Annotated in this window: 17 protein-coding genes; 10 read left to right on the top strand and 7 right to left on the bottom strand. The window is 56.9% G+C overall.

Going from position 1 to position 19,900, the window contains the following annotated elements; translation table 11 throughout:
- Positions 1-58: 58 nt before the first annotated feature.
- Positions 59-313, bottom strand: a complete 255-nt coding sequence (locus C7449_RS21520) for a helix-turn-helix domain-containing protein (RefSeq protein WP_146165038.1) — start codon at positions 311-313, stop codon at positions 59-61.
- A 458-nt stretch (positions 314-771) separates the two neighbouring features.
- Positions 772-1,347 carry a septal ring lytic transglycosylase RlpA family protein gene (locus C7449_RS22315; RefSeq protein ID WP_374828339.1) on the bottom strand — a complete coding sequence of 192 codons (576 nt, stop codon included), beginning with the start codon at positions 1,345-1,347 and terminating at the stop codon, positions 772-774.
- Between the two features lie 598 nt (positions 1,348-1,945).
- Here C7449_RS22315 and C7449_RS03600 point away from each other — a divergent pair.
- The gene (locus tag C7449_RS03600; RefSeq protein WP_146165036.1) at positions 1,946-2,173 is read left to right on the top strand and encodes a hypothetical protein; all 228 of its coding nucleotides are present in this window, start codon (positions 1,946-1,948) and stop codon (positions 2,171-2,173) included.
- Between the two features lie 341 nt (positions 2,174-2,514).
- A complete protein-coding gene (locus tag C7449_RS03595) occupies positions 2,515-3,411 on the top strand; it encodes a hypothetical protein (RefSeq protein ID WP_108001367.1) in 897 nt (298 codons plus the stop codon).
- Positions 3,412-3,418: 7 nt separating this feature from the next.
- Here C7449_RS03595 and xth read toward each other — a convergent pair whose 3' ends face one another.
- Positions 3,419-4,207, bottom strand: coding sequence for an exodeoxyribonuclease III (gene xth / locus C7449_RS03590; RefSeq protein WP_108001366.1), 789 nt, complete (start codon positions 4,205-4,207; stop codon positions 3,419-3,421).
- Between the two features lie 388 nt (positions 4,208-4,595).
- On the opposite strand from xth, the gene C7449_RS03580 reads away from it, so the two are divergent.
- Positions 4,596-5,195, top strand: coding sequence for an SOS response-associated peptidase (locus C7449_RS03580; protein WP_108001364.1), 600 nt, complete (start codon positions 4,596-4,598; stop codon positions 5,193-5,195).
- 540 nt (positions 5,196-5,735) lie between these two features.
- Here the strand turns inward: C7449_RS03580 and C7449_RS21720 are convergent.
- The gene (locus tag C7449_RS21720) at positions 5,736-5,972 is read right to left on the bottom strand and encodes a hypothetical protein (protein ID WP_170115779.1); all 237 of its coding nucleotides are present in this window, start codon (positions 5,970-5,972) and stop codon (positions 5,736-5,738) included.
- Between the two features lie 101 nt (positions 5,973-6,073).
- Between C7449_RS21720 and C7449_RS03575 the strand changes: the two genes are divergently transcribed.
- Both C7449_RS03575 and C7449_RS03570 read left to right on the top strand, forming a co-directional pair.
- On the top strand, positions 6,074-6,661 hold the full coding sequence (locus C7449_RS03575; protein WP_108001363.1) for a PIN domain-containing protein: 588 nt from the start codon (positions 6,074-6,076) through the stop codon (positions 6,659-6,661).
- A gap of 1,636 nt (positions 6,662-8,297) precedes the next feature.
- Positions 8,298-9,128, top strand: a complete 831-nt coding sequence (locus C7449_RS03570) for a hypothetical protein (protein WP_146165035.1) — start codon at positions 8,298-8,300, stop codon at positions 9,126-9,128.
- A 290-nt stretch (positions 9,129-9,418) separates the two neighbouring features.
- Here the strand turns inward: C7449_RS03570 and C7449_RS03565 are convergent, their stop codons facing one another.
- Entirely contained in the window at positions 9,419-9,877 is a 459-nt protein-coding gene (locus C7449_RS03565) for a M41 family metallopeptidase (RefSeq protein ID WP_170115746.1), read from the bottom strand.
- Entirely contained in the window at positions 9,838-10,458 is a 621-nt protein-coding gene (locus C7449_RS22440; RefSeq protein ID WP_170115778.1) for an AAA family ATPase, read from the bottom strand. Before C7449_RS22440 ends, C7449_RS03565 begins: the two co-directional genes overlap by 40 nt.
- Positions 10,459-11,348: 890 nt before the next feature.
- On the opposite strand from C7449_RS22440, the gene C7449_RS21515 reads away from it, so the two are divergent.
- The 5 genes from C7449_RS21515 (at position 11,349) to C7449_RS03530 (ending at position 17,959) form a co-directional block, all read left to right on the top strand.
- Positions 11,349-11,894: a hypothetical protein gene (locus C7449_RS21515; protein WP_146165034.1), complete on the top strand. Its 546-nt coding sequence runs from the start codon at positions 11,349-11,351 to the stop codon at positions 11,892-11,894.
- Entirely contained in the window at positions 11,891-14,038 is a 2,148-nt protein-coding gene (locus C7449_RS03545; protein ID WP_108001357.1) for a Mu transposase C-terminal domain-containing protein, read from the top strand. Before C7449_RS21515 ends, C7449_RS03545 begins: the two co-directional genes overlap by 4 nt.
- Positions 13,998-15,110, top strand: a complete 1,113-nt coding sequence (locus tag C7449_RS03540) for an ATP-binding protein (protein ID WP_170115777.1) — start codon at positions 13,998-14,000, stop codon at positions 15,108-15,110. Before C7449_RS03545 ends, C7449_RS03540 begins: the two co-directional genes overlap by 41 nt.
- Positions 15,110-16,948, top strand: coding sequence for a TniQ family protein (locus C7449_RS03535; protein ID WP_108001355.1), 1,839 nt, complete (start codon positions 15,110-15,112; stop codon positions 16,946-16,948). Before C7449_RS03540 ends, C7449_RS03535 begins: the two co-directional genes overlap by 1 nt.
- Before the next feature lie 342 nt (positions 16,949-17,290).
- Entirely contained in the window at positions 17,291-17,959 is a 669-nt protein-coding gene (locus C7449_RS03530) for a hypothetical protein (protein WP_108001354.1), read from the top strand.
- 91 nt (positions 17,960-18,050) lie between these two features.
- On the opposite strand, the gene C7449_RS03525 is transcribed toward C7449_RS03530, so the two are convergent.
- On the bottom strand, positions 18,051-19,841 hold the full coding sequence (locus C7449_RS03525) for a thiamine pyrophosphate-requiring protein (RefSeq protein ID WP_108001353.1): 1,791 nt from the start codon (positions 19,839-19,841) through the stop codon (positions 18,051-18,053).
- Positions 19,842-19,900 lie beyond the last annotated feature (59 nt).

The following is a 19,900-nucleotide window of genomic DNA, read 5'->3' as shown; positions in this document are numbered from 1 at the left end:
TGGTGCCATGCGTAAACCCTGTAATCGTCATATGTCGAAGCCTCGTTCGGCAACAACATCAACAATCACACGCTGATCCGGAAGGTGGGGGAAAACCAGCGCTTACTTTTCCGCCACCGTTCTCTTCAATAAAAATTGCCCCTAGCTCTTGCAGGACCTTTTCCAGCGTCGCGATCACATCAGGCGCTGGTTCATCGATGATGCGCTCAAATCCCTCTATCACCGATTCATCGATACCCGAGCGAAGTGCCAGTTTGCTCCTCGTAACTTCGACCAGCGCTCGCGCTGCACGGCATTGCGGACCCGTGATCATGTTTTCCTCTCCAGAGCTTCTCGCATGGAGGCGCAGCTTCTTCGCAGATGAACAATCTTCGTTTCCAAGATAAAGCGGCGCAATTTCCCTCGGGGAATTCCGATGCATGTATTGTAACAGCCTTGCGCTCTAAACCTCCAGATCGTCCTTCTGATCGGCAGAAGACATCCTGGCATATCAAGCAGGTACACCACGCAGTTGGTCGAGACTTACGCCTGGTCTTCTGACAGAGCGGCGGCCTGCGAGTTGACGCTGCAATCCATGAATTTTTGGGCCAGGTCGAAAGCAAGTAATTTCCATCTGGGACGCCTAGATCATTGCTCCGCTAGGACCTAGCTCGTAACAGACCGCCAGTATGCGCAAGGTTCACAATCTGTTCCAAGCGACCATGACCCCAATACCGGTTCGAAGCTGAGGATTGAGTTGAAAGCGTCCACCCTCCGCGGCGTATGAAGCCATCAGGTATGGCATGTCGTAACGTCCATACGGGCGAGGCCGACATACTGCACTCTGACGGTGGCCGTTCCGCGCTTTTTTAAATCGAGCAAATCGGCCGCCTTGCTCGAAAGGTCGATAATACGACCCTTATGGAATGGGCCACGATCATTGACGCGCACGATGAGCGAGGAACGGTTTTCGAGGTTCGTCACCCGCACATAGCTCGGCAAGGGAAGGGTTGAGTGTGCGGCTGAAAGGTGATCCTTGTCAAAGATTTCTCCGTTCGCCGTGAGGCGTCCATGGAAGCCCGCCCCATACCAGGATGCGATCCCTTTTGAGTCGTAATCTCTGTCCTGCTTCGGGTTATACCGCTTGCCCCTGACCACATAAGCCTTGCCGACGACATATCGGCCACCACCCTTACGAAGTTGCTTTCGATTGGACGTCCGCACGCTCGCTTTCGCGACCTGTGCCTTATGATTGTTGTACCCCTTGCCGCCCTCCTTGGCAGGGGCTTGGGAGGTCGGACATGCGCAGAATGCGCACATTGTCGTGACCGCTAAGCATTTGAGGGTCGTGCCTACCTCGCCAGACATCTTTCCCATCCCGGCACTAGTTTTGGTGGCTCAGGCGCTAAGGTTTGGCCTGAAGGGGCATGTCTCTCGGGAGCACAATCATGCCTACTAGAAAAAGTTCCGCTCAAACACGGGAAAGGTGAGCGATTTGGCACCTTATATTGAGGTCCAACGTCCAACACGGCGGTCACATCTTTGGAGGCCGGCGGTCCAAGTAATTATCGGACCCCGCGCCAGATACCTTCGCATCCAGGTGCCAATCGCATCATACGTTCGGCACTCCCCCCACGGGGGTTTGCACCCCGCTGGGTGCCTCACGATCCGGGAACAGGATCCCGATCCTCAGGCAGGCAGTCCGGCCGCTGCAGGCCGTCGCGCGGTCGTTCAATATCCTCGGCTCGTTGCAGATACGAGACATCATCGAGCCAGTCTACATATTCGCTTGGACCTGACGCTGGATCGCCACGCCACGAAAGTCCGCGCTCGCAAGTGAGCGGAACCGTCAGCCATGTCACCAAAACATATTTAGACAACTGGAGCGTTCGAGGGCATGCTCCCAACATCGTCAGATATAAGTAAGGCGCTGACGGCGGTGAGGCGAGAGGTGAAAGAGTATGCTGTGTACAACACCAAAGCCACCATTTTGCTAAATCGTGCGTTTCCGCTGTCCGGTGCATTCGAGCCAGCAGACATGAAAGCGCTGCAGAGCATTTTTGATCTGTCGAGGCGGATCGCCCTTCGGTGGGCAATGAACACGCCAATGCCCTCGGAAAAATCATTCGCCTTTATCAGCAGGGATCCGGTGCAAGTCCGAGACCTTCTGATGGTCAGCCAGCAAGGTGAATGAGAGCCGCCGCACCGCTGCTAGTTAAGTGGCTACAGGAGCGGATAGACCAACCCAGCGAGAATGCCAGAAAGATAAGCAGCCGCATCGTACGGACCCCACGGTAAGATGGCCCGATTGCCAGTAACAGTGAACACTGCCCCCTCTGATCCATCTGAGAGCATTTTGAGGCCTTCTTGTGTGCCCGTATGAAATGCGCAGCGATGGCATTGCGGAGCGAGAGGCTCTCGGTCAGCCCTCGTCTTCGTCTTAGAGGCGAACCTGTCGATCAAGCTGAAGCTTTAGTTCTTGCGGAACCCATTGTTTTGAACCCGCACCCCGCAGGTGCGTTTCTGTCTGAACGCATGAGGCTTCCAGTGCGCCATATCTCAGTCTCCTCAACTCAACCCGGAGCGTTCGTGGCTTTTCCGTACGACCGCGCAACGGTGGAGCAGTTCCGCGAGAGCTTCCCCAGAGCACGCTGGGACGATGAGCGGCGAAGCTGGTTCGTTCCCGGCAAGACCGCTGACCAAAGGATCGCGCGCTGGATTGATCGGCAGACCTCAGGCCTTGACGCATTTGCTGACGACAAAGGAAGAGATGCATACGACTTTGAGCCGATCGTCAGCCAGTACCTTGAAGTCGCCGACGATCTGCGGGTCCGCACCCCCTACTCGAAGACGGCCATCCAGGAGCTGCGTCAAGTGCCGTGGGCTCATTGGGATGAAACACATCGCCTGTGGCGGGTGCCCTTTCGATCCTATGAAGACTTGCGCAGGCGTTGGCCGATCATCGAGGCGGCCGCTCAGCGCAACGAGCCCGAGGTGCGCAGAATGCGAAGAATGACCATGCATGGCTCGGAGGATGAGCGCAGAGCGCGAATGCTGGCCAGCGAGCGCCGCCGCCGGCGCTATCCAATCCCAAGCGTCTTTCCGCCTCCGCTGGGTCGTCCAGTTTCGACTGAACGCTACGGCATTGTCCTGTTTACGGACCTCTCAGGTGAACTCGTCACCACCGATTTTTCCTCCTTCTATCCGCACCTGGCCAATAGCCTAATGGACTTTATATGGGCGTCGTGGAGACTACCCTCGTTGAAGGAACTCGTCTCCACCTGGCCTGCGCGCAGCGAGCCCGACCGGAGGCTGGGATGGTGGCTGCCGACGCTTGCCGAGCTAAGATTAGCCCGGAAACTCGCCCGTTCTCGCGAGCGCAGGCGTTCGACGGCTCCCCTTGGGCGATCCCATCAACCAAGGCATTCTTGACCATTCCTCATTTTCTGTGTGGGGCATCAGACAGTTCGATCCAGGTCGGGGCATGATCACTGGCGTGTTCCCATCCGCGGACTTCCTTGTCGACTCCGGCTCTCACTAGTTTGGCAGCGAGCTGCGGACTGAGCAGGAAGTGATCGATCCTGAGCCCTGCATCTCTTGCGAAAGCATTTCGGAAGTAGTCCCAGTAGGTGTAGATGCGTTCGCCCGGATGCAGTTGCCGCAACGCGTCTGTCCACCCTTGGTCGACAAGACGACGAAAGGCGTCGCGGACCTCGACGCGGAACAATGCGTCGTCGAGCCAGCGTTCGGGCTTGTAAACATCCAGCTCCGTTGGCATGACGTTGTAGTCGCCAGCGAGAACCACCGGGACCTTGAGTTCGAGAAGCTCGGCGGCGTAGGCGGCCAGCCTCTCAAACCAAGCGAGCTTGTAGCTGAACTTGGGTCCCGGATAGGGATTACCGTTTGGCAGGTACAGGCAACCAAACAGCATGCCATCAACGGCTGCCTCGATATAGCGGCTGTGCGGGTCATCGGCGTCGCCCGACAAGCCTTTGCGGGTCAGCAGCGGCTCTTTTCCCTTGGCAAGGATCGCCACGCCATTCCAACTTTTCTGGCCATGCCAGATTGCGCCGTAGCCAGCGGCCTCGATGGCCTTGACCGGGAACTTGGCGTCCGGTGATTTCAGCTCCTGAAGGCACACGACATCGGGTGACGCTTGTTCCAGCCATCGCAGCAGCACGTCGAGACGGCCATTCACGCCATTGACGTTATAGGTCGCGATCTTCATCGATTATCGCTTATGGTCGCCCCTGTCGCCCTCTCCTGGTTTGGCATCGTGCTTGGCGCGGTGACGCTTGTCGGCTGACAGAGAACGGCCGACATCGACCGACTTCTTGAACCTGCCGCCTTCGTCACGACGAACGTAACGCTTGTCCGTCCCGGTATCGATGAGCTCTCGCTTTGACATCACAACCTCCGTTTTTGCGCTTGCCCGACAAACGCGTGAAAAGGCGGAAAGTTACAATCATCGGCCTCGGCCGACGTATCGGCAGCAGTCTTCTTTTTTAAGCGCTTCCTCATGAGAATGCCTCTGGTCCTGCGGCAGGAGCCGTCCTCCGCCGACCGCTTGTCCGGCGACCATTTAAATCGGCTGGTGCCGCTCTATAGTCCTGACTATGTGTAACGACTACGAACAGCACATTTTGTACGCCGAGTACTGCAAGATGATGCAGGAGCTTGCGCTCGAGATTCCGTCACACCAGAGCGAACTCGATCTTCCCCGGGCCGACGATATCAAGGTCGGAGACATCGGGCCCGTGATGCGGGCGGCGTCGGCGGCCGTGGTCGAGCTATCGCCAATGCGGTTCGGTTTCCCGTCGCCCACCGGAAGAAAAGGCGGGCCTGTCTTCAATTTTCGCTCGGAGGGACGGCACTTCGGAAACAGCAAGCGTTGTTTGATACCCGCCAGCGCGTTCTTCGAATTCACGGGCAAGAAATTCCCGAAAGCGAAACATCGTTTCACGCTTCGGGGGTCGGCGTTCCTGGCGATCGCAGGCCTGTGGCGTGACGGTGAAGGGAATGAGCCCCCATCATTTACGATGCTGACAACGGAACCAGGACCCGATGTCGCCCCCATACATGATCGGCAGGTGGTTGTCTTGAGACCGGACCACTGGCGACATTGGCTGGACCTATCCAAACCAGAAGACCAACTCCTGCGTCCTCTTTCACAGGGAAGCCTTGACGTCCAGCTTATTCGGCCGAGTCCCGACTAGTCCCTACGAAAATCTGTCGTGATGACTTCGACTTCTTACGATCCGCGTGCCAGGCGGAGCGAGAGACGCAAGCCGGATGCCTTTGGCTGAAGCACCGCAGCCGAGGATCGAGCACCCGGCCAAGTCCGGGCGGCTGCCATAACAGAAACGGGATCAACCAGGAATCGGCAAGGAGGCCCAGGCTCATGATCTCCCACCGGTCGTATCTGAAATCCGCACCTTCACCGAACGGGTTTGGGCGCATGATCGGCAGAGCGCCGATGCGGAGGTCGTGGGTCGCGAGCCCATGCCCAGCAGGTTTCCTGCGCTCTGCACCGCTATCGTTATCGCGAGGTCAATTTCGGAACTGAAATTCGACAAAACGTAGGTTGAGATGGTCTTTGCCGTGCGCTGGACATGAACGGGGCTTGGCGCGTAGGTGATCTTTACGCCGGGCAAATACTGTAGCTTGGTTGCATTCTGGAATTGCGTCGCGGCCTTCTCATCAAACGTCTTCTTTTGTACTCTACGCTGCGGAATAGCGCTTACGTCATCACGACTTCAATCCAGCTCGCCGCTATTATCTAATGGCCCCCCTCGCCGCAGTATTTCTCTTACATCCGGCAATTTTTGCGCACCTCTAAGGGACAAACTTAGTTCTCGACCATGGTGCAAGATTTTCTGAGGACCAAGGTTTATTGCAGCTTTAATGAGTGCATCAAAATTCTCACGCGCGTCTTCGGTGGTCCAAACACCAGCAACCCGTAGCGAATCTTTCTCGGTTTGCTTGCTCGCCATCTTGACGCCCCTCAGCCCTGATCAATTTCATCAGACTCGTTAACCAAAATTACAACGAATCGCTGCACCCTCATCGAGGATGTATCAGCAGGGTTCCCATAATGGTCTCGAATCCAAGCTTATTTGTGCTCGATACAAACGTATGGAGTCATTTTGCGACAAAGCGGCCGAGTCCGCAAATGATTGCTTGGTTGAATGATTTGGGGACGCCTGTGGCTATCCCTGTTGGAGCGATCATTGAAATTGAGCGAGGTATTAAAAATATCGCTGAGAAAAATCCGGAAAGAAGCAAATTTCTTCGGGAATGGCTTAACTCAATTTTAGCCTCAAACGTTCGCTTCCTGGGAATGGATCTGCCGACAGCCCAATTATACGCGCACATGACGTCTCTGCCCGCGCTGAGAAATCTATGGCTACCATCAAGCTTCGCCAAAAATCCAAAGCTCGGTGAAGACCTTTCGATCGCAGCTTCGGCCATTGTGCACAAAGCGCCCATTGCAACGATGAATATTAGGCATTTCCTTCAGATTCATGAGCACTTCAAGCTCCCGGGCCTTTATAACCCAATGGACGCAAAGTGGCTCGTGCGGCCCGTGTGGACAGATAGCGTACCCTTCGCCAATCGTGTGCAGCCGACCGTCGCGGTATCCGCGGTGGTCTTTGATCATCTCGCTGAGCTAAATCAGTAGTCCTTCGGTCGGCTTTGCTTTCTCCGACTGCTGTTACGTAACAACACCGCCGCATTGGGGTTGACGTGCCTCGGTTTGTTCTGTATCTGTTCCATATGAGCCAGAATACTCTCATACGCTGATCTATTGGCGGTGCCCTTGGGCATCGACACTAGGCTGTCTGCTTATGGAGTTTCTGTGTGACAAAAATCCGCAAATGCCAATCGCCACTTGTTGCCGCTAGAGGCCAAGCCGCCGCATCTGGATTCAAGCTGCACGCAGCCCTTCGTTGCTTGGGACAGCCTCTCTTTCGCGGAAAGACGGCTTTCGAGTTCGCAGTTCTACTCGAAATCAATCGAGAGGTGACGAATTGGTCCTGCCTTCCTTTGGAGTTGCAGGCAGGTCCTCAGGCTCATGTGCCCGATTTCCTGGTATTCAAAGGCGATCAAGCTTTCCTGATTGATGTCCGGGACGCTAACTCTGGAACGCCATCCTGGATTGCAGATCGCGCGAGGGCCGCGGGATACCAATACTCGGTAGCAGATCCTGTTGATCCCCAGAGCTTTCGGTACCGCAATGCACGCGACTTGCTGAGGTACGCCCGTTGGACCTGTCCCTTAGGAGACCGCGTTCGCCTACTCGCAGCTTTTGACGAGCATGGATCGCTGACAATCTCTGAGTGTTTGACCGCTTTTCGAGAGACCAACCCGATGGCAGGCCTAGCTTCGCTGATCCTTCATCGTTTCGTCGATGTCGATCTAGATGAAGCGATCCTGGGTCCGGAAACAAGGGTGAAGCGATGGCGAGACTAGGTTTTGCGGTGCCTAATCCAGCACACATGATGGATGAAATGACATACGTTTTCCAAGTCGCCAAACACCCGCACAAAGTCCGGCTCGTGCTAGGGCCGCTCATACGCTGACCCCTCTCTACAAACCCGCAACATCGTTGGTTTGCCCCATGAGTCGAGCGACGGCTCAGGGAGAGGAGTAGTAGATGGTCGTTCTTATGAGCCAATCCTATGCGAAATCTCAGCTCGAACATGAAATCCGTCGGCTAACCAAGCTGGTCGAAGATCTAGTGCACATTCGAGATGGCAAGCCACCGAATGAAGAAGCGCTCCAAGCGGCACCACACCTCGAAGGATGGGCGCTCCGCTGGAGAACGGTGCCTTGCCTGACGGGACTTGTTTCCGGACACCCGCACATTGAGGACGGCGACAACTGCACGACGACAGAGGTTTGGGCACTTGCACCGAAACTCGGATACGCACGGACGACGTCGCGGTTCTACTCATTAGGACGTCCATTAGGTGCGTCGCGAGATCAATGAGCGTCGCGGCACGCGCCGGATGTGCAGGCCTGCCAAAGTCCGGCGACACGACAATTTCTGCTTTCTTTAGAATTCTAACGTTTTCGTTAACGAGCATTGAGAACTTCCCAGGTATAACGCCATCGCTCCAAAAGGAAGTCCGATGACACAACAGTCAGCGATACGAATAGAAACACGGGAATCCCGCAGTCTGTCGACGCGCTGAGTCATCCACCTCCGCTGCCGAAGGCCGGATGCCACCAAGTTCTTCAGAGCAGCGGTGGACATCGACTGCATACCCTAAGATTCCTCACCAATCACTGCGCTGCCCGGTACCGTCCTGTACATGCTGGCACTGAACAATTTGTTCAATGTGCTTAGCGTGCCGACTGCGTTGGCAACGAGATCGTACGCCCCTGAAAAAGGCAATCGTGCGCCAGCCCCGTCGGGGCGTATGGCGATTGCCTTTCATCTCCAATTTCCTCTGCTCGGCCCGGCTATGCATTTCGCTTGGCAGGTTGAGCCAACTCAAAGGATCAGAATGTTTCTCAACGATATGCTCGTCTTGCACCCTAACCTACCCGCTGATTTAAGCCGTGCTCTCTGGGTTATTTCGAATACGATGCATTCCACGTTTGCTCGCCAACCGTGGATCAGCAATCCAGATTCCAAAAAGCGCTGCATTCTGGCCTCTATGACCGTTCGTGACTTTCTGAAAGAGGTTGGCTTTGAGTCGGCGGAAGTCGTTTCCGTAAACCTGGAGATTGAGGCGAAACGGGACAGAGAGTATCTGCAGCCCTTGTCCATCGGTGATCCACTTTCTAATCAGCCAGAAAAGCCGGGACATTGGAGCGGCCATATGGTCACCCGTGTTCCTGAAGCCGATCTGCTGATCGACCCTACGCTGTATCAGGCACGCCGCCCCCGCTGGATGTCTTTGCCGGGTATGATGGCTGCGCCTACAAGTTCAACGATGCCTCGACACCCGTTTAACGGTCTAAAGGGAGTTTCCTGCGCTGAGGGAGACTTTGAGGGCGGCGCGATCCGGATGGGATGGTACCACTACCCCACGAACTGGGGCTGGGTGGGAGCGCCGGACACGAAGCTCGAGCGACGTGCATCTGTCGTCGCGGCCATGTTGCGGGCTTTCGAGCAGCGAGAGGCTGCTGCAGCCTAGCGCCACGAGTGCCGGATCTCGTGTCAGAACGAGATCACAAATCACCGATAATCTGCTTGGAGAGATCCGTGGTGACAGGACTGCGGGTCCTCCTCAATTCCCTCAATATCCGAAGGCCCACTGCAAGTGGAGCCGCTGCAGCTGCGGACATTGGTACGCAAGCGAATTCTGCTGCTCAAAGCTGTATTCCAGGCTGAACTCAGTGGCCCCATCAAGTGCCTCCGTCGCCACGTTGCTTATCACACCTCGCAGAGGGAGTTCTGGTCAATGTGACTACCTTCGCAGGTCGTTCATTTGGCCGAAGATTGCTTTGGCGGCCGCAGAAGCGGAGTAAGCACAGTTGACCGCACTGCCTTCGCAACGGCCTCAGGCGTCAGTTCACCTACTTCATCCAAAACCTCTACCAATCGATCTACCAGCGGGCGGAACTGGACGATAAGTGCTTTCGCCCGCGCAAACTGCTCGGCAAGGATCACTTCTATCCGTGAACATAGCCTCGGGTCGGCAATACGGATGCCTTCCAACGCGCCATCATCGTACGCGGCGCTATGGCGCAATGTGATCCCCATCCCCAACACTGCCTCGATCATCGTGGCGACCCGGGTCGCCATGGCAAGATCTGACGTGTTGCCGAGTCCAGCACCATCTCCTCGGTGCCCCAGGCAAACCTCCTCTGCAGCCAGGCCAGCAAGCAGCACGGCGATATAAATCAGAAAGAACTCCCGATCCCGATAACTTGCCTGCGGCAATTCAAAGTAGGCCGCGCCGCCTTGCTGCGTTTCCGCGCGCGCGATCTTGGTTCCGATGATCTTTGTGCCCTGTAGATGCCGTGACCCAAAGCTAATCCAACAACAGTATGGCCTACCTCATGAATAGCAAGTGCTCTTCGATGCTCGGGCGTGATGTCGATAGGAGCAGGCAATACGGCACGCACGTCGTCCAGATTAAGCGGACGCTTGGCACGCCTCGCTAGACGACGAGCATCTCTGGCGGCCTTGGCCAGGTCTGCGCCGCTCATGCCAGCAGTCCACGCTTTCAGACCTTCCAGTTCGGTGACTTCGATGCAGTGATCGATGTGCTGAGCCAGGATTGCAATTCGATCTTGCTCCGATGGAAGCGGGATCTCAATCTGCCGATCCAGCCGCCCCGAGCGCAAGATTGCTGGGTCAATGTTATCAGAGTTGTTCGTAGCTCCGACGACTACGACGCCTTCCCGACCCTCGAGACCATCAAGGCATTCCAGCAGCGCGTTAACAACCTGAATGCAGCTTCCCGCTGGCTCCTCGCTGGACAGGACTGACGATGTTGTCACCAAGATGACAGGTATCATGCTCGAGGAGTACCAGGCCATCAAGCGGGGACATCGAACAACCAAACGACGGGGAGATCCACCCGAGCGTTCGCAGTTCGCCAGCATCGTGCCTTGTTCCTAAAACGCAACGATCACAGTGCAATCTCTGTTAACTATGTTTTCGACTTGGCGTCTGTCAAGATTGCAATCAGGACCGACGGCTGCGATAACCCGAGTCCCCGACCCTGTTCGGGCGAAGTAGGATCGCGAACATGCGTATAACAACCATATCGAAATCGGCCCGGGAATTCGGCACGACCGCCTAACGGCTCGGTATGGATGTATCCGATGCCAAAACCATCGGCCAACTTCCCTCTCTCAAACATTAGAAATCACTAAGGTCACAACTGGCGTGTGTGATCTGACGCCTTCTAGCGCTGCCTGCGCCAGAAGCACCCATTCGCGCGAGCATGTCTGGCTCAGCGAAAACCACCGACGAGAAAGGAGGTCGCATATGTGCATCAAAATCGACATCGCGCCCTCCCTTACAACGGCACATCTCCGAATAGCCAGGTAACCACTCAGACTGCGGTCTGACACGCGGAGAATTCTCTCCCGATTGAGATCAATCGGCCGCAATCGCGCGCCGATAACTGGAGATTTGTGCCTTGTCTAACAATAAATTGCCCCCTCACCTCAAGTATCAAGGAGACGCACCTGTCGGCCCCCGCCGCAAGCAGGAACGGCGCATGATGAGTGCTGGACTAACCCCGCCTTCGGAACGTGCGGGACAGCTTTGGATTCCTCCATCCGCAAGCGTGGCCTCGCGAAAAATCAGTCTTCGCGGAAGAGGATCATTTCGCGGGACCATCGTGAACCCGCTCTCTCACCGAGAGATGCACTACGAAAGCACCATGGAGCGGGACGCCATGTATATCCTGCTAGCCCGCCCTGACGTGGTCGACCTTATCGACCAGCCACCACCGGTGACGTTTCACGACAGGGAGCGACGAAAGCGCTCTCACACCTTTGATCTTGAGGCTCGCCTTCGATGCGGCAAGCGCATTGCCTTTGCCATCAAACAGGAGAACCAGGTCGCCAAGAGCGGAATTGTTGATGACCTTCAGCTGATGCGAGAACAGCGGCCACGTGGATGCGCTGATGCAATGGTCCTTCGCACCGAGCGCCACATCACCCGGGCAAGGGCGGCGAATGCACGTCTGATCTTTCATTCGAACTCGTTTCGCGTGGATGCCGATGTCGCTCGGATGAGGAACTTCACGATGACGCTTCGCGGCTGCGCCAAGATCTCGGACATTCTGAAGGCAAGTATTCCTGAAGCGGCAGGCTTCAGTGCCTTGGTCTGCCTGATCGGCGATGGTGAGCTCGTTCCCATCGGAAACGGTCTGATTTCCTATGACACCCCCGTGCGGTTACGCGGCGAAGAAGTTTTTGTTGAGGAGATTGCACGATGAATCAGTTTGTACCCCGTTTGGCCTTCGGCCATCACGACAAGATCGTCATCGATGGCGTCGGTCATGAACCAATGTCCAGCGATCAGACCCACCACGTCCTTCGCCGGTATGAGAGTGGTGAAGAGATCCGGCGGTCCCACGAAGAGCTTTATCAGCTTCGCTCGGAAGGAAGGCTTCTGCAGATTTCCAACGGCTACTACCGTGCAAGTGCCGAGCGTGCTCGTCGAGCAAGACCTGCGGGCGATCTCGTCTCCAATTTGAAGATGTCCCAACAGGAAACCATCCTTTGGCGAAAGGAGTACTGCGACCGTTTCCTGCGGATGGCAGCCCAGAGAAAGGCAACCCGTTCTGATGAATCGATGGCGATGGCGATCTCGACCATTACTGGCGAGATCATCAAAATGGGAGGTGGCTCAAAGCGGTGCGGGGGCAAGGTGGTCTCGCGTCGCCCTCCCAGCCCCACTGCGTTGAGGAAGTGGCTGCGCGCATATGAGGCTTGGAATTACGACCCGATGGCGTTGCGCGACCACCTTGGCCGTAGCGGAAATCGGAAGAGCCGACTGCCAGAGGAAATCCGCGCCTTGCTCCGAGAAGCCGCGGAGGGTTACGCGGATTCCCTCAAGCCATCGCTTGCTGACCAACATGTAGCTCTCGGGCTGTTGGTAAAGGCGTTGAACGAAGAACGAAAGGTTGACGGACTGGAGCCGTACCTCATCCCGAGCGTGCGAACTTTGTCAAAAGAGATCGCGAAACTTAATGACTTCGAAGTCATGGCAGCTCGCGAGGGGGACGAAAAGGCCAACAAGGCGTTCTATATCGTCCGTGGGGGCTTGGGCGTATCCAGGCCACTCGAGCGTATCGAGATCGACGAATGGAATGTGTCCCTACGAACCCTGATGGACAAGGATCCCGCTTGGCAGGAGCTTTCCGTGGCGGTCAAAGAAAAGATCGAGCGAAACCGGTTCTGGATTTCCGTCGCTATCGATTGCGCCACCCGCGCCATTGTGGGCCTTCACATCGTCGACGGCGCTCCCTCGTCGGAGTCGGCGGTAGCCACCCTCCGCCAAGTCGTCAGCGACAAGTCGGCCATTGCCAAAGCGGCAGGCTGCGAGTCTCCGTGGAACATGGGCAGTCGTAAAATCCAGACGATCTGCACCGACACCGGTTCGGCTTGGTATAGTCAGGAGTTTCGCGCGGCGTGCGCCGACCTCGGGATCGAAATCATGTTTCCGCCCGCGGGCGTACCCCAAATGCGCGCGCGGATTGAGCGGGTGTTCTCGACCTTTCACAAGCAACTGATTGCTCGGTTCCACGGACGGACGTTTGAAAACGTTGTCGCCAAGGGTGACTACGATCCAGACGCGATGGCGGTACTCGACAAGGAAGAACTGTATCAGGTGCTCGTTCGGTATGTGGTGGATGTCTATCACAACACGCCTCACGAAGGCTTGAAGAAGGAGACGCCTCTGAACGCGTGGATCAGGTTGAATCGTCAATTTGGAACGGAGGACACGCTGGATCCAGATATCGCTCGTTCCATTTTTGGGACGACGATCGAGGCTACAATCCAGAAGCATGGCGTCCGTCTGTTTGGCTTGAACTATTACCATGACGAGCTTCAGAGGCTTCGCAGGCGGAACCGCAAGAAGGCGGTGATCGTTCGCGTGGATCAGACGGACGTTGGCTTTATCTCGGTTCGTACCGAGGAAGGCTGGCTGATGGTGCCCTGCCGTGAAGATGGAATGGATGGCGTCAGCCTCCACACTTTGAAGCTTGCTAACGAGAAGATCCGCCGAGAGCATGGCGAACAAGCAAAAGCGAGCCGCGACGTGCGTCTGAGAGCGATTGCGGACATCCTCGCGTTCTCCGAAGCGGCGACAGAACGGGCGGGCTTACTGCCACCAACGTATTCCTCGGAACAGATCCGGTCGCTTGCAAGTGTGGACGATCGTCGCCGCCGCATCGAAGACGTCACGCCCGACGAGCGCGATTTCCTGGCCGAAGATGGCTCAATCGATGAGATCGCCAACCCGTCCGCGCTGGTTTCTGGGATGGTCCCAGGTCTCGCAGACGAACCAACTGCCATCAACGCGGAAAACGCCGATGATGACGATGATGACGATGATTTTTTTATGGAGTTTTGAAATGAATGATACTGACATCTGCATTGAACAGCCGGAAGTGACCGAGAGGGTCTCTCGTGTGGAGACCATGAGGGCCGTATTACGGGCATACATCGGACATAGCCGGGACCAGCTACTAGAGTCGGAACTCGATCGGCTGATCGAGAGTTGCGAGCTAAGCTGCTCGATCGATGACGATCACTCTTCGCGGGTCGGTAGGCTTGCTGAGGGTCGCATCCTTGCTGTCACGGGAAAACCGGGCGCGGGGAAGACCCGTTCTTTGGAGCGAATTTTCCGGTTGCGTGCAAGCGCTTGGGGAGCTCCGTGTAATCACGAAGGCTCTCAACTGGTTTCCGTGAAGGCCCCATCACCCTGCACACTGCGGCAGCTAGGTCATACCCTACTGAAGCAACTCGGCTACAGAGTGGAAAGAGACCTGCGAGAAAACGTCGTTTGGGACATGGTTCGCGATCGGCTGAAGCTCTGCAATGTTCGTTACGTCCATATCGACGAGATCCAGCATGCTGTCGACACAGCAAACGTGAACGAGGTCCAGAAGGTACGCGATACTCTGAAGGGCCTCCTGCAGCAGTCCGACTGGCCAGTCTGGCTCATCTTGTCCGGCAAGCCTTCGTTTGCGTCCTTCATCGAAAACGACACCCAACTCAAGCGACGCAGCCGTTTTGTTCACTTTGGTGACCTGCATCTGGAAACGGATGGCCAATTCTTGGCCAAGGCTGTTCGCGGAATCATCACGAAGATTGCCAAAATGGAGCTGGATGCGCCCTTAGACCAGCCCTTCGTAGCGCGCCTTATCCATGCGGCCGGTGGCCAACTCGGTATCGCGATCGAATTTGTCCAGGACGCCATCCAGGAAGCTCTCCAAGATCAGGCGACGGCTGTCTCGCTAGCCCACTTCGCCCAGGCCTATGAGGCACGGTCTGGTTGCACGGCTGATAGGAATGTTTTCACTGCAGAGGTTTGGCATCACATCGATGTCTCAATGGCGCTCCAAGACGCCCACAATGACGCGCACAGCGCCGATCCTGCGCCGATGAAGGAGAAGAAGGTTCGCGACAGGAGGAACAAGTAATGGCCTCTCCGCTACCGAGAAACATGACGGTTCCTTTGGGCAAGGATGAACTCGCATCCAGCTTTGCGTCGAGAACTGCCATGGTCAATGGACGCACGGCACGCCAGTTCTGCCTTGACATGGGATTTCGTTTTCAAGACGTCGTTGATGGCAAGAGCGATGCGCTGACGAGACTCGCAAGTTGTGGGCGAGCAGACCCCTCGCATTTCAGAGCCATTCGGCGGATCGACGATCGGCTCTTTGAGTTGGGCGGCGAGCGTCTACACCGCACCGGGCTTGCCCGTGGTCGTGTACGGGCGTGCCTTGCCTGCCTAAACGACGATATCTCCAGGTTTGCTTGCCCCTTGCCCGCCCGCCCCTATCAGCGGTTAGAATGGTCGCTTACGCACATCAGGACTTGCCGTCACCACCGGTTGGCGCTGGTCGAACTGGCCAATGATCTCAACCCGCAGACCGTGCACGACTTCTCGCTCAGTCTGCACGGTACCCTGCCGCAGTTGGGGAACTCGCAGCATCTGGCCATCAATCGTGGTGTGTCCTCGCTCGAGGAGTATCTCTTGGGCCGCCTCACCCACCTCCCTGCCGCAAAGACCTGGCTCGATGGCTTCCGGTTCGATGCCGTCGGGAAGATGTGCGAGATGCTCGGCGCAGCCTACGACTTCGGGGTCCGTGTCCGCGTGTCGGACCTCACCGATGATCAACTCTATCAGTGCGGCGATCGCGGATATTCCTACGCCTGCCGCGGGGAAAGCGGCGTTCGAGAGTTGTTGAGCGAACTGCAAGGTAGACTTGATCCTACGAAACCGGGACAGGGTCCCAAGATGGCTTTCTACCGGATCTACGAATGGCTCGCTCACGAGTCAGACGACGCAGAGTACGACCGCCTTCGAGAGGTTTTCGCAACTCATTGCATCGAAACGATGCCGCTCGGCTCAGGCGACGAACTCTTTGGCAAGCCCGTTGAGGTCCGCAAACTCCATTCAATTCGGACAGCTTCGTTGACGTATCAAACTCACCCGAAGCGACTGCGGAAGCTCCTCTATATGGGACGATATTTGAGTGAAGAAGCCAACAAGAAGGTAGACGACCATGCACTGTTCGACGCCGACGCGGCGCACAGTTTCATCGAACGAGCAATTCAGTCGCTGAACTTCAAGGAAGCCATGGCCTACCTCAATGTTCCGCGGCCACATGAAAAGACTGTCCTTGGAGGATCCTATATCGAGCCACTCGTCGATGTCACACGTGGCGAGCGGCAGCCACTTGTTCAATATGCATACGAAAAGTCTGCCTTGGACGAGTTCCTGGAACGGTTGCTCGGACATGCGGCACCGTGGACCACCGACGAACGGCAGTTCATCGGGATCCTTGATGCCCGAAAGCGTGCTTGTTGTGCTCTGTCAGAGATCCTCGATCTCCTGTTGAGCCGGAAACTTTGCGTGCGCAAGAACCCCGAAGAACGTGGCTTTCTTTCCGTCATGGTCAACCTCGCTCAACTCCGCGCAGCCGTCCAGTTAAAAGATCACAATGCGATTTCGCTGAAAAAAGCTGAGAAAGCCCTTAGGGTCAACACGAGGGTGTTAACCGCACTTCTCTCACAGGGTCACATCAGAAGCCGCATCGAGGTGAATCCGATCAATCGGTGCCCACAGACCGTTATCGACCATGCCGATATTGAGCGGTTCCAGAAGACGTATGTCTCGCTGTTCACTTTGGCCAAGGAGACGGGCATCCATTTCAACAATCTCAAAAAGCAGTTGAGCGACGTTCCATTAGCGATGGACAGAGGCCTGATCGGTTCCACGTTTTACCTGCGATCCGACCTCCCTTCGCTTTAACAGCGGACCCATCGCATTCCCATTGAAACCCGGCAAATGCCGGGTTTTGTTTTGCCCAGCAGTAGTTGAGGCATTTCATTGGTATCGCCCTGAGGCGTTTCATTGGTTATTTCGCCCTCTTCCCGAGGCGAGATGTTTTATTTTATCTATATATTTCAATTATTTACAAAATTACTGAGGCGTTCTATGGGTTCGGTGACATGCGGTCGACAGGCCGATTGATCCTCGGGACTAGGTAGAAGAAATGTCCCGGACAGCATAGTGCTGCCCGGGACCGCAAAAAAGGAAAGGCAGTTCGGGACTACGTAGCAGGTCAGACCATAGACGATAGGAATTCAGCTAATGAGCCAAGTGCCTAAGTTCGGATTTTCCGCGTTCTTAAAATTGATCAATTCCAATCCCAAGCCGCAGAAACGCCTTGTTCGTGATCGCTTTCGTCCGAGCACCGGCGGATATGATTTTCACAAAAGCCTTCGTCAGCGTGTACAGAAAATAGCATTCGAAAACCTTGGTTTTCTGGAGGCGCTGACGTCTGCGACTGAGATCAGCAAAAAAGCTGAGCGCGATTCGGCCATTCGCGGCCTCCGTCAATTCTTTGTATGGAGACAGAAGAACGTCGGCGACCTCTCGGCTTGCGAGAGCTTCCTTTTCAGTAGTCCAAAAAGTCTTTTCAAGGTTGAATTCACGCCGACTTTTCTCATCGAGTTGAACGGCCGTCGCACTGCGGTCCATCTTTGGAACACGCGTCAAACGTTGAGCGCAGGCTTGGTGAACGCGTCACTTTGCATGGTAGCGAACCGCCATCCGCTTGAAGCCCGCCCGGATGACTTTGCTGTGCTGTCATTACAGGATGGACGTCTTTTTAGATGGTCCGACGCGAACAAGGAGACGGCAGAGTTTGGCGAAAAACTGCTTGAGGTGCTTGACCTAGAGTTTGCGAGCGCACGGCTTGAATTTGGATTGCCGACTGTAGCCGAAGGGGATGCCGCGTCGGATACACCGGCCCCATAGCTCGGCCTGGAGAAGCTGGTGTCAAAGGCGGTCTGTCTCCTGCCCTTTCGAGTAGGCCGCGCATTCGAGGCGATCGATCGGTGCCTCGGCCTCACTTCTCGTCTCCGCCCGGCAGCAGCGCCCCGAGCAATTGCCGGGCGGTGCCGGTCACGATGCCGCTTTCATGCGGATCGCCCTTAACCAGCGCTTCCGTCAGGTGCTGCATCTGCGTGAGGGTGATATGCGGCGGCAGCGGCGGCACTTCCGGGTCGGTCTTGAATTCGACGACCACCGGCCGGTCCGCCGCCAGGGCCTTGTCCCAGGCCGGGCCCACATCGTCGGGCCGGTCGACATAGAGGCCCTTGAGGCCGATAAGCTCCGCGAACCGGTGATACGGCACGTTCGGAATGCGCTGCGAGGCGTCGAACTTCGGATCGCCCTCCATCACGCGCTGCTCCCAGGTCACCTGGTTGAGGTCCTCATTGTTGAAGACGCCGATGACGAAACCGGGTGTCGACCATCTTTTCCAGTACTTGGCGACGGTGATCAGCTCCGCCATGTTGTTCATCTGCATGGCGCCGTCCCCCACAAGCCCGATGACCGGGCGACCGGGATGGGCAAACTTGGCGGCGATCGCGTAGGGAACGCAGGCGCCCATGGAGGCGAGGCCTCCTGACAGCGAAGCGCTCATCCCGCGCCTCATCCTGATGTCCCGCGCGAACCAGTTGGCGCAGGAGCCGGAATCACTGGTGAGGATGCAATCTCCCGGAAGCCGTGGCGACAGTTCCCAGGTGACCCGCTGCGGGTTGATGGGATTGGCCTCCGCATGGGCCCGGTCTTCAAGCGTCTCCCACCATGCCTCGACCTCCTTGCCGATTTCGCGGCGCCAGTCGGCATCCTTCTGGTCGAGCAGCGGCAATAGCGCACTCAGGGTCTCGGCAGCGTCGCCGACCAGGTTGACGTCCATCGGGTAGCGAAGCGACAGCATGTTTGGGTTGATGTCGATCTGAACCGCCCTGGCCTGCCCTTCCTCGGGCAGGAATTCGGAATAGGGAAAGCCCGAGCCGACCATCAACAGCGTGTCGCAGCCGCTCATCAGCTTCCACGAGGGCTTGGTGCCCAGCATGCCGATCGATCCGGTCACCCATGGAAGGTCGTCGGGCAGCGTCGCCTTGCCGAGCAGCGCCTTGGCGGCACCGGCTCCCAGACGATCCGCGACGGCGATCACCTCGTCGGTGGCCCCAAGTGCGCCGGCGCCGACCAGCATCGCCACCTTCTTTCCGGCATTCAGGATATCGGCCGCTCGCTTCAGGTCGCCCGCATGGGGAACGATTTTCGGCGCCTTGAAGCCGATCCCGGAATGGATCGTCCCGTGCCGGCGCGGCGGGTCCTCATATGTCATTTGCTGAAGGTCGTTGGGCAGGATGAGCGCGGTGACCGTGCGATTGGCAAGCGCGATCCTGGCGGCACGGTCGACCAGATGCCGGACCTGGGCGGGCGCGCTTGCCTGATGGACGAACTCGCCGGCGACATCCTTGAACAACGACACGAGGTCGACTTCCTGCTGGTAGTGACCTCCGATCGCTGTCCGCGCCTGCTGGCCAACAATCGCAAGGACAGGCTGGTGGTCGAGCCTGGCATCGTAGAGCCCGGTGACCAGATGCGAGGCGCCAGGGCCTGAGGTCGCGATGCAGACGCCGAGTTCGCCTGTGAACTTTGCATGCGCCGACGCCATGAAAGCGGCCATTTCCTCGTGGCGCGCCTGGATGAACTCCAGCGAACCCTTGGCCCGGTTTAGGGCGCCGAAAACCCCGTTGATCCCGTCGCCCGGATAGCCGAATATCCTGCGCACGCCCCAGGCGTGCAGGCGCTCGACGATGAAGTCCCCCACTGTCATGGACATGGCATTTCTCCGCAGTTCGCAGCCTCCGGACGAACTGACGCGCGCCGCGATCGTTCCCG

The sequence above is a fragment of the Mycoplana dimorpha genome, assembly GCF_003046475.1.
GTDB classification, from domain to species: Bacteria; Pseudomonadota; Alphaproteobacteria; order Rhizobiales; family Rhizobiaceae; genus Mycoplana; species Mycoplana dimorpha.
This window is presented reverse-complemented; position numbering and strand designations above follow the sequence as displayed.

Coding starts and splice junctions, on each gene's coding strand:
- xth (WP_108001366.1), bottom strand. CDS start 4,207: ATGAAGATCGCGACCTATAACGTCAATGGCGTGAATGGCCGTCTCGAC.
- C7449_RS03535 (WP_108001355.1), top strand. CDS start 15,110: ATGGCCTCTCCGCTACCGAGAAACATGACGGTTCCTTTGGGCAAGGAT.
- C7449_RS03570 (WP_146165035.1), top strand. CDS start 8,298: ATGCTGGCACTGAACAATTTGTTCAATGTGCTTAGCGTGCCGACTGCG.
- C7449_RS03595 (WP_108001367.1), top strand. CDS start 2,515: ATGAGGCTTCCAGTGCGCCATATCTCAGTCTCCTCAACTCAACCCGGA.
- C7449_RS21720 (WP_170115779.1), bottom strand. CDS start 5,972: ATGGCGAGCAAGCAAACCGAGAAAGATTCGCTACGGGTTGCTGGTGTT.
- C7449_RS21520 (WP_146165038.1), bottom strand. CDS start 313: ATGATCACGGGTCCGCAATGCCGTGCAGCGCGAGCGCTGGTCGAAGTT.
- C7449_RS03525 (WP_108001353.1), bottom strand. CDS start 19,841: ATGTCCATGACAGTGGGGGACTTCATCGTCGAGCGCCTGCACGCCTGG.
- C7449_RS03580 (WP_108001364.1), top strand. CDS start 4,596: ATGTGTAACGACTACGAACAGCACATTTTGTACGCCGAGTACTGCAAG.
- C7449_RS03575 (WP_108001363.1), top strand. CDS start 6,074: ATGGTCTCGAATCCAAGCTTATTTGTGCTCGATACAAACGTATGGAGT.
- C7449_RS21515 (WP_146165034.1), top strand. CDS start 11,349: ATGTATATCCTGCTAGCCCGCCCTGACGTGGTCGACCTTATCGACCAG.
- C7449_RS03540 (WP_170115777.1), top strand. CDS start 13,998: ATGATGACGATGATGACGATGATTTTTTTATGGAGTTTTGAAATGAAT.
- C7449_RS03530 (WP_108001354.1), top strand. CDS start 17,291: ATGAGCCAAGTGCCTAAGTTCGGATTTTCCGCGTTCTTAAAATTGATC.
- C7449_RS22315 (WP_374828339.1), bottom strand. CDS start 1,347: ATGTCTGGCGAGGTAGGCACGACCCTCAAATGCTTAGCGGTCACGACA.
- C7449_RS03545 (WP_108001357.1), top strand. CDS start 11,891: ATGAATCAGTTTGTACCCCGTTTGGCCTTCGGCCATCACGACAAGATC.
- C7449_RS22440 (WP_170115778.1), bottom strand. CDS start 10,458: ATGATACCTGTCATCTTGGTGACAACATCGTCAGTCCTGTCCAGCGAG.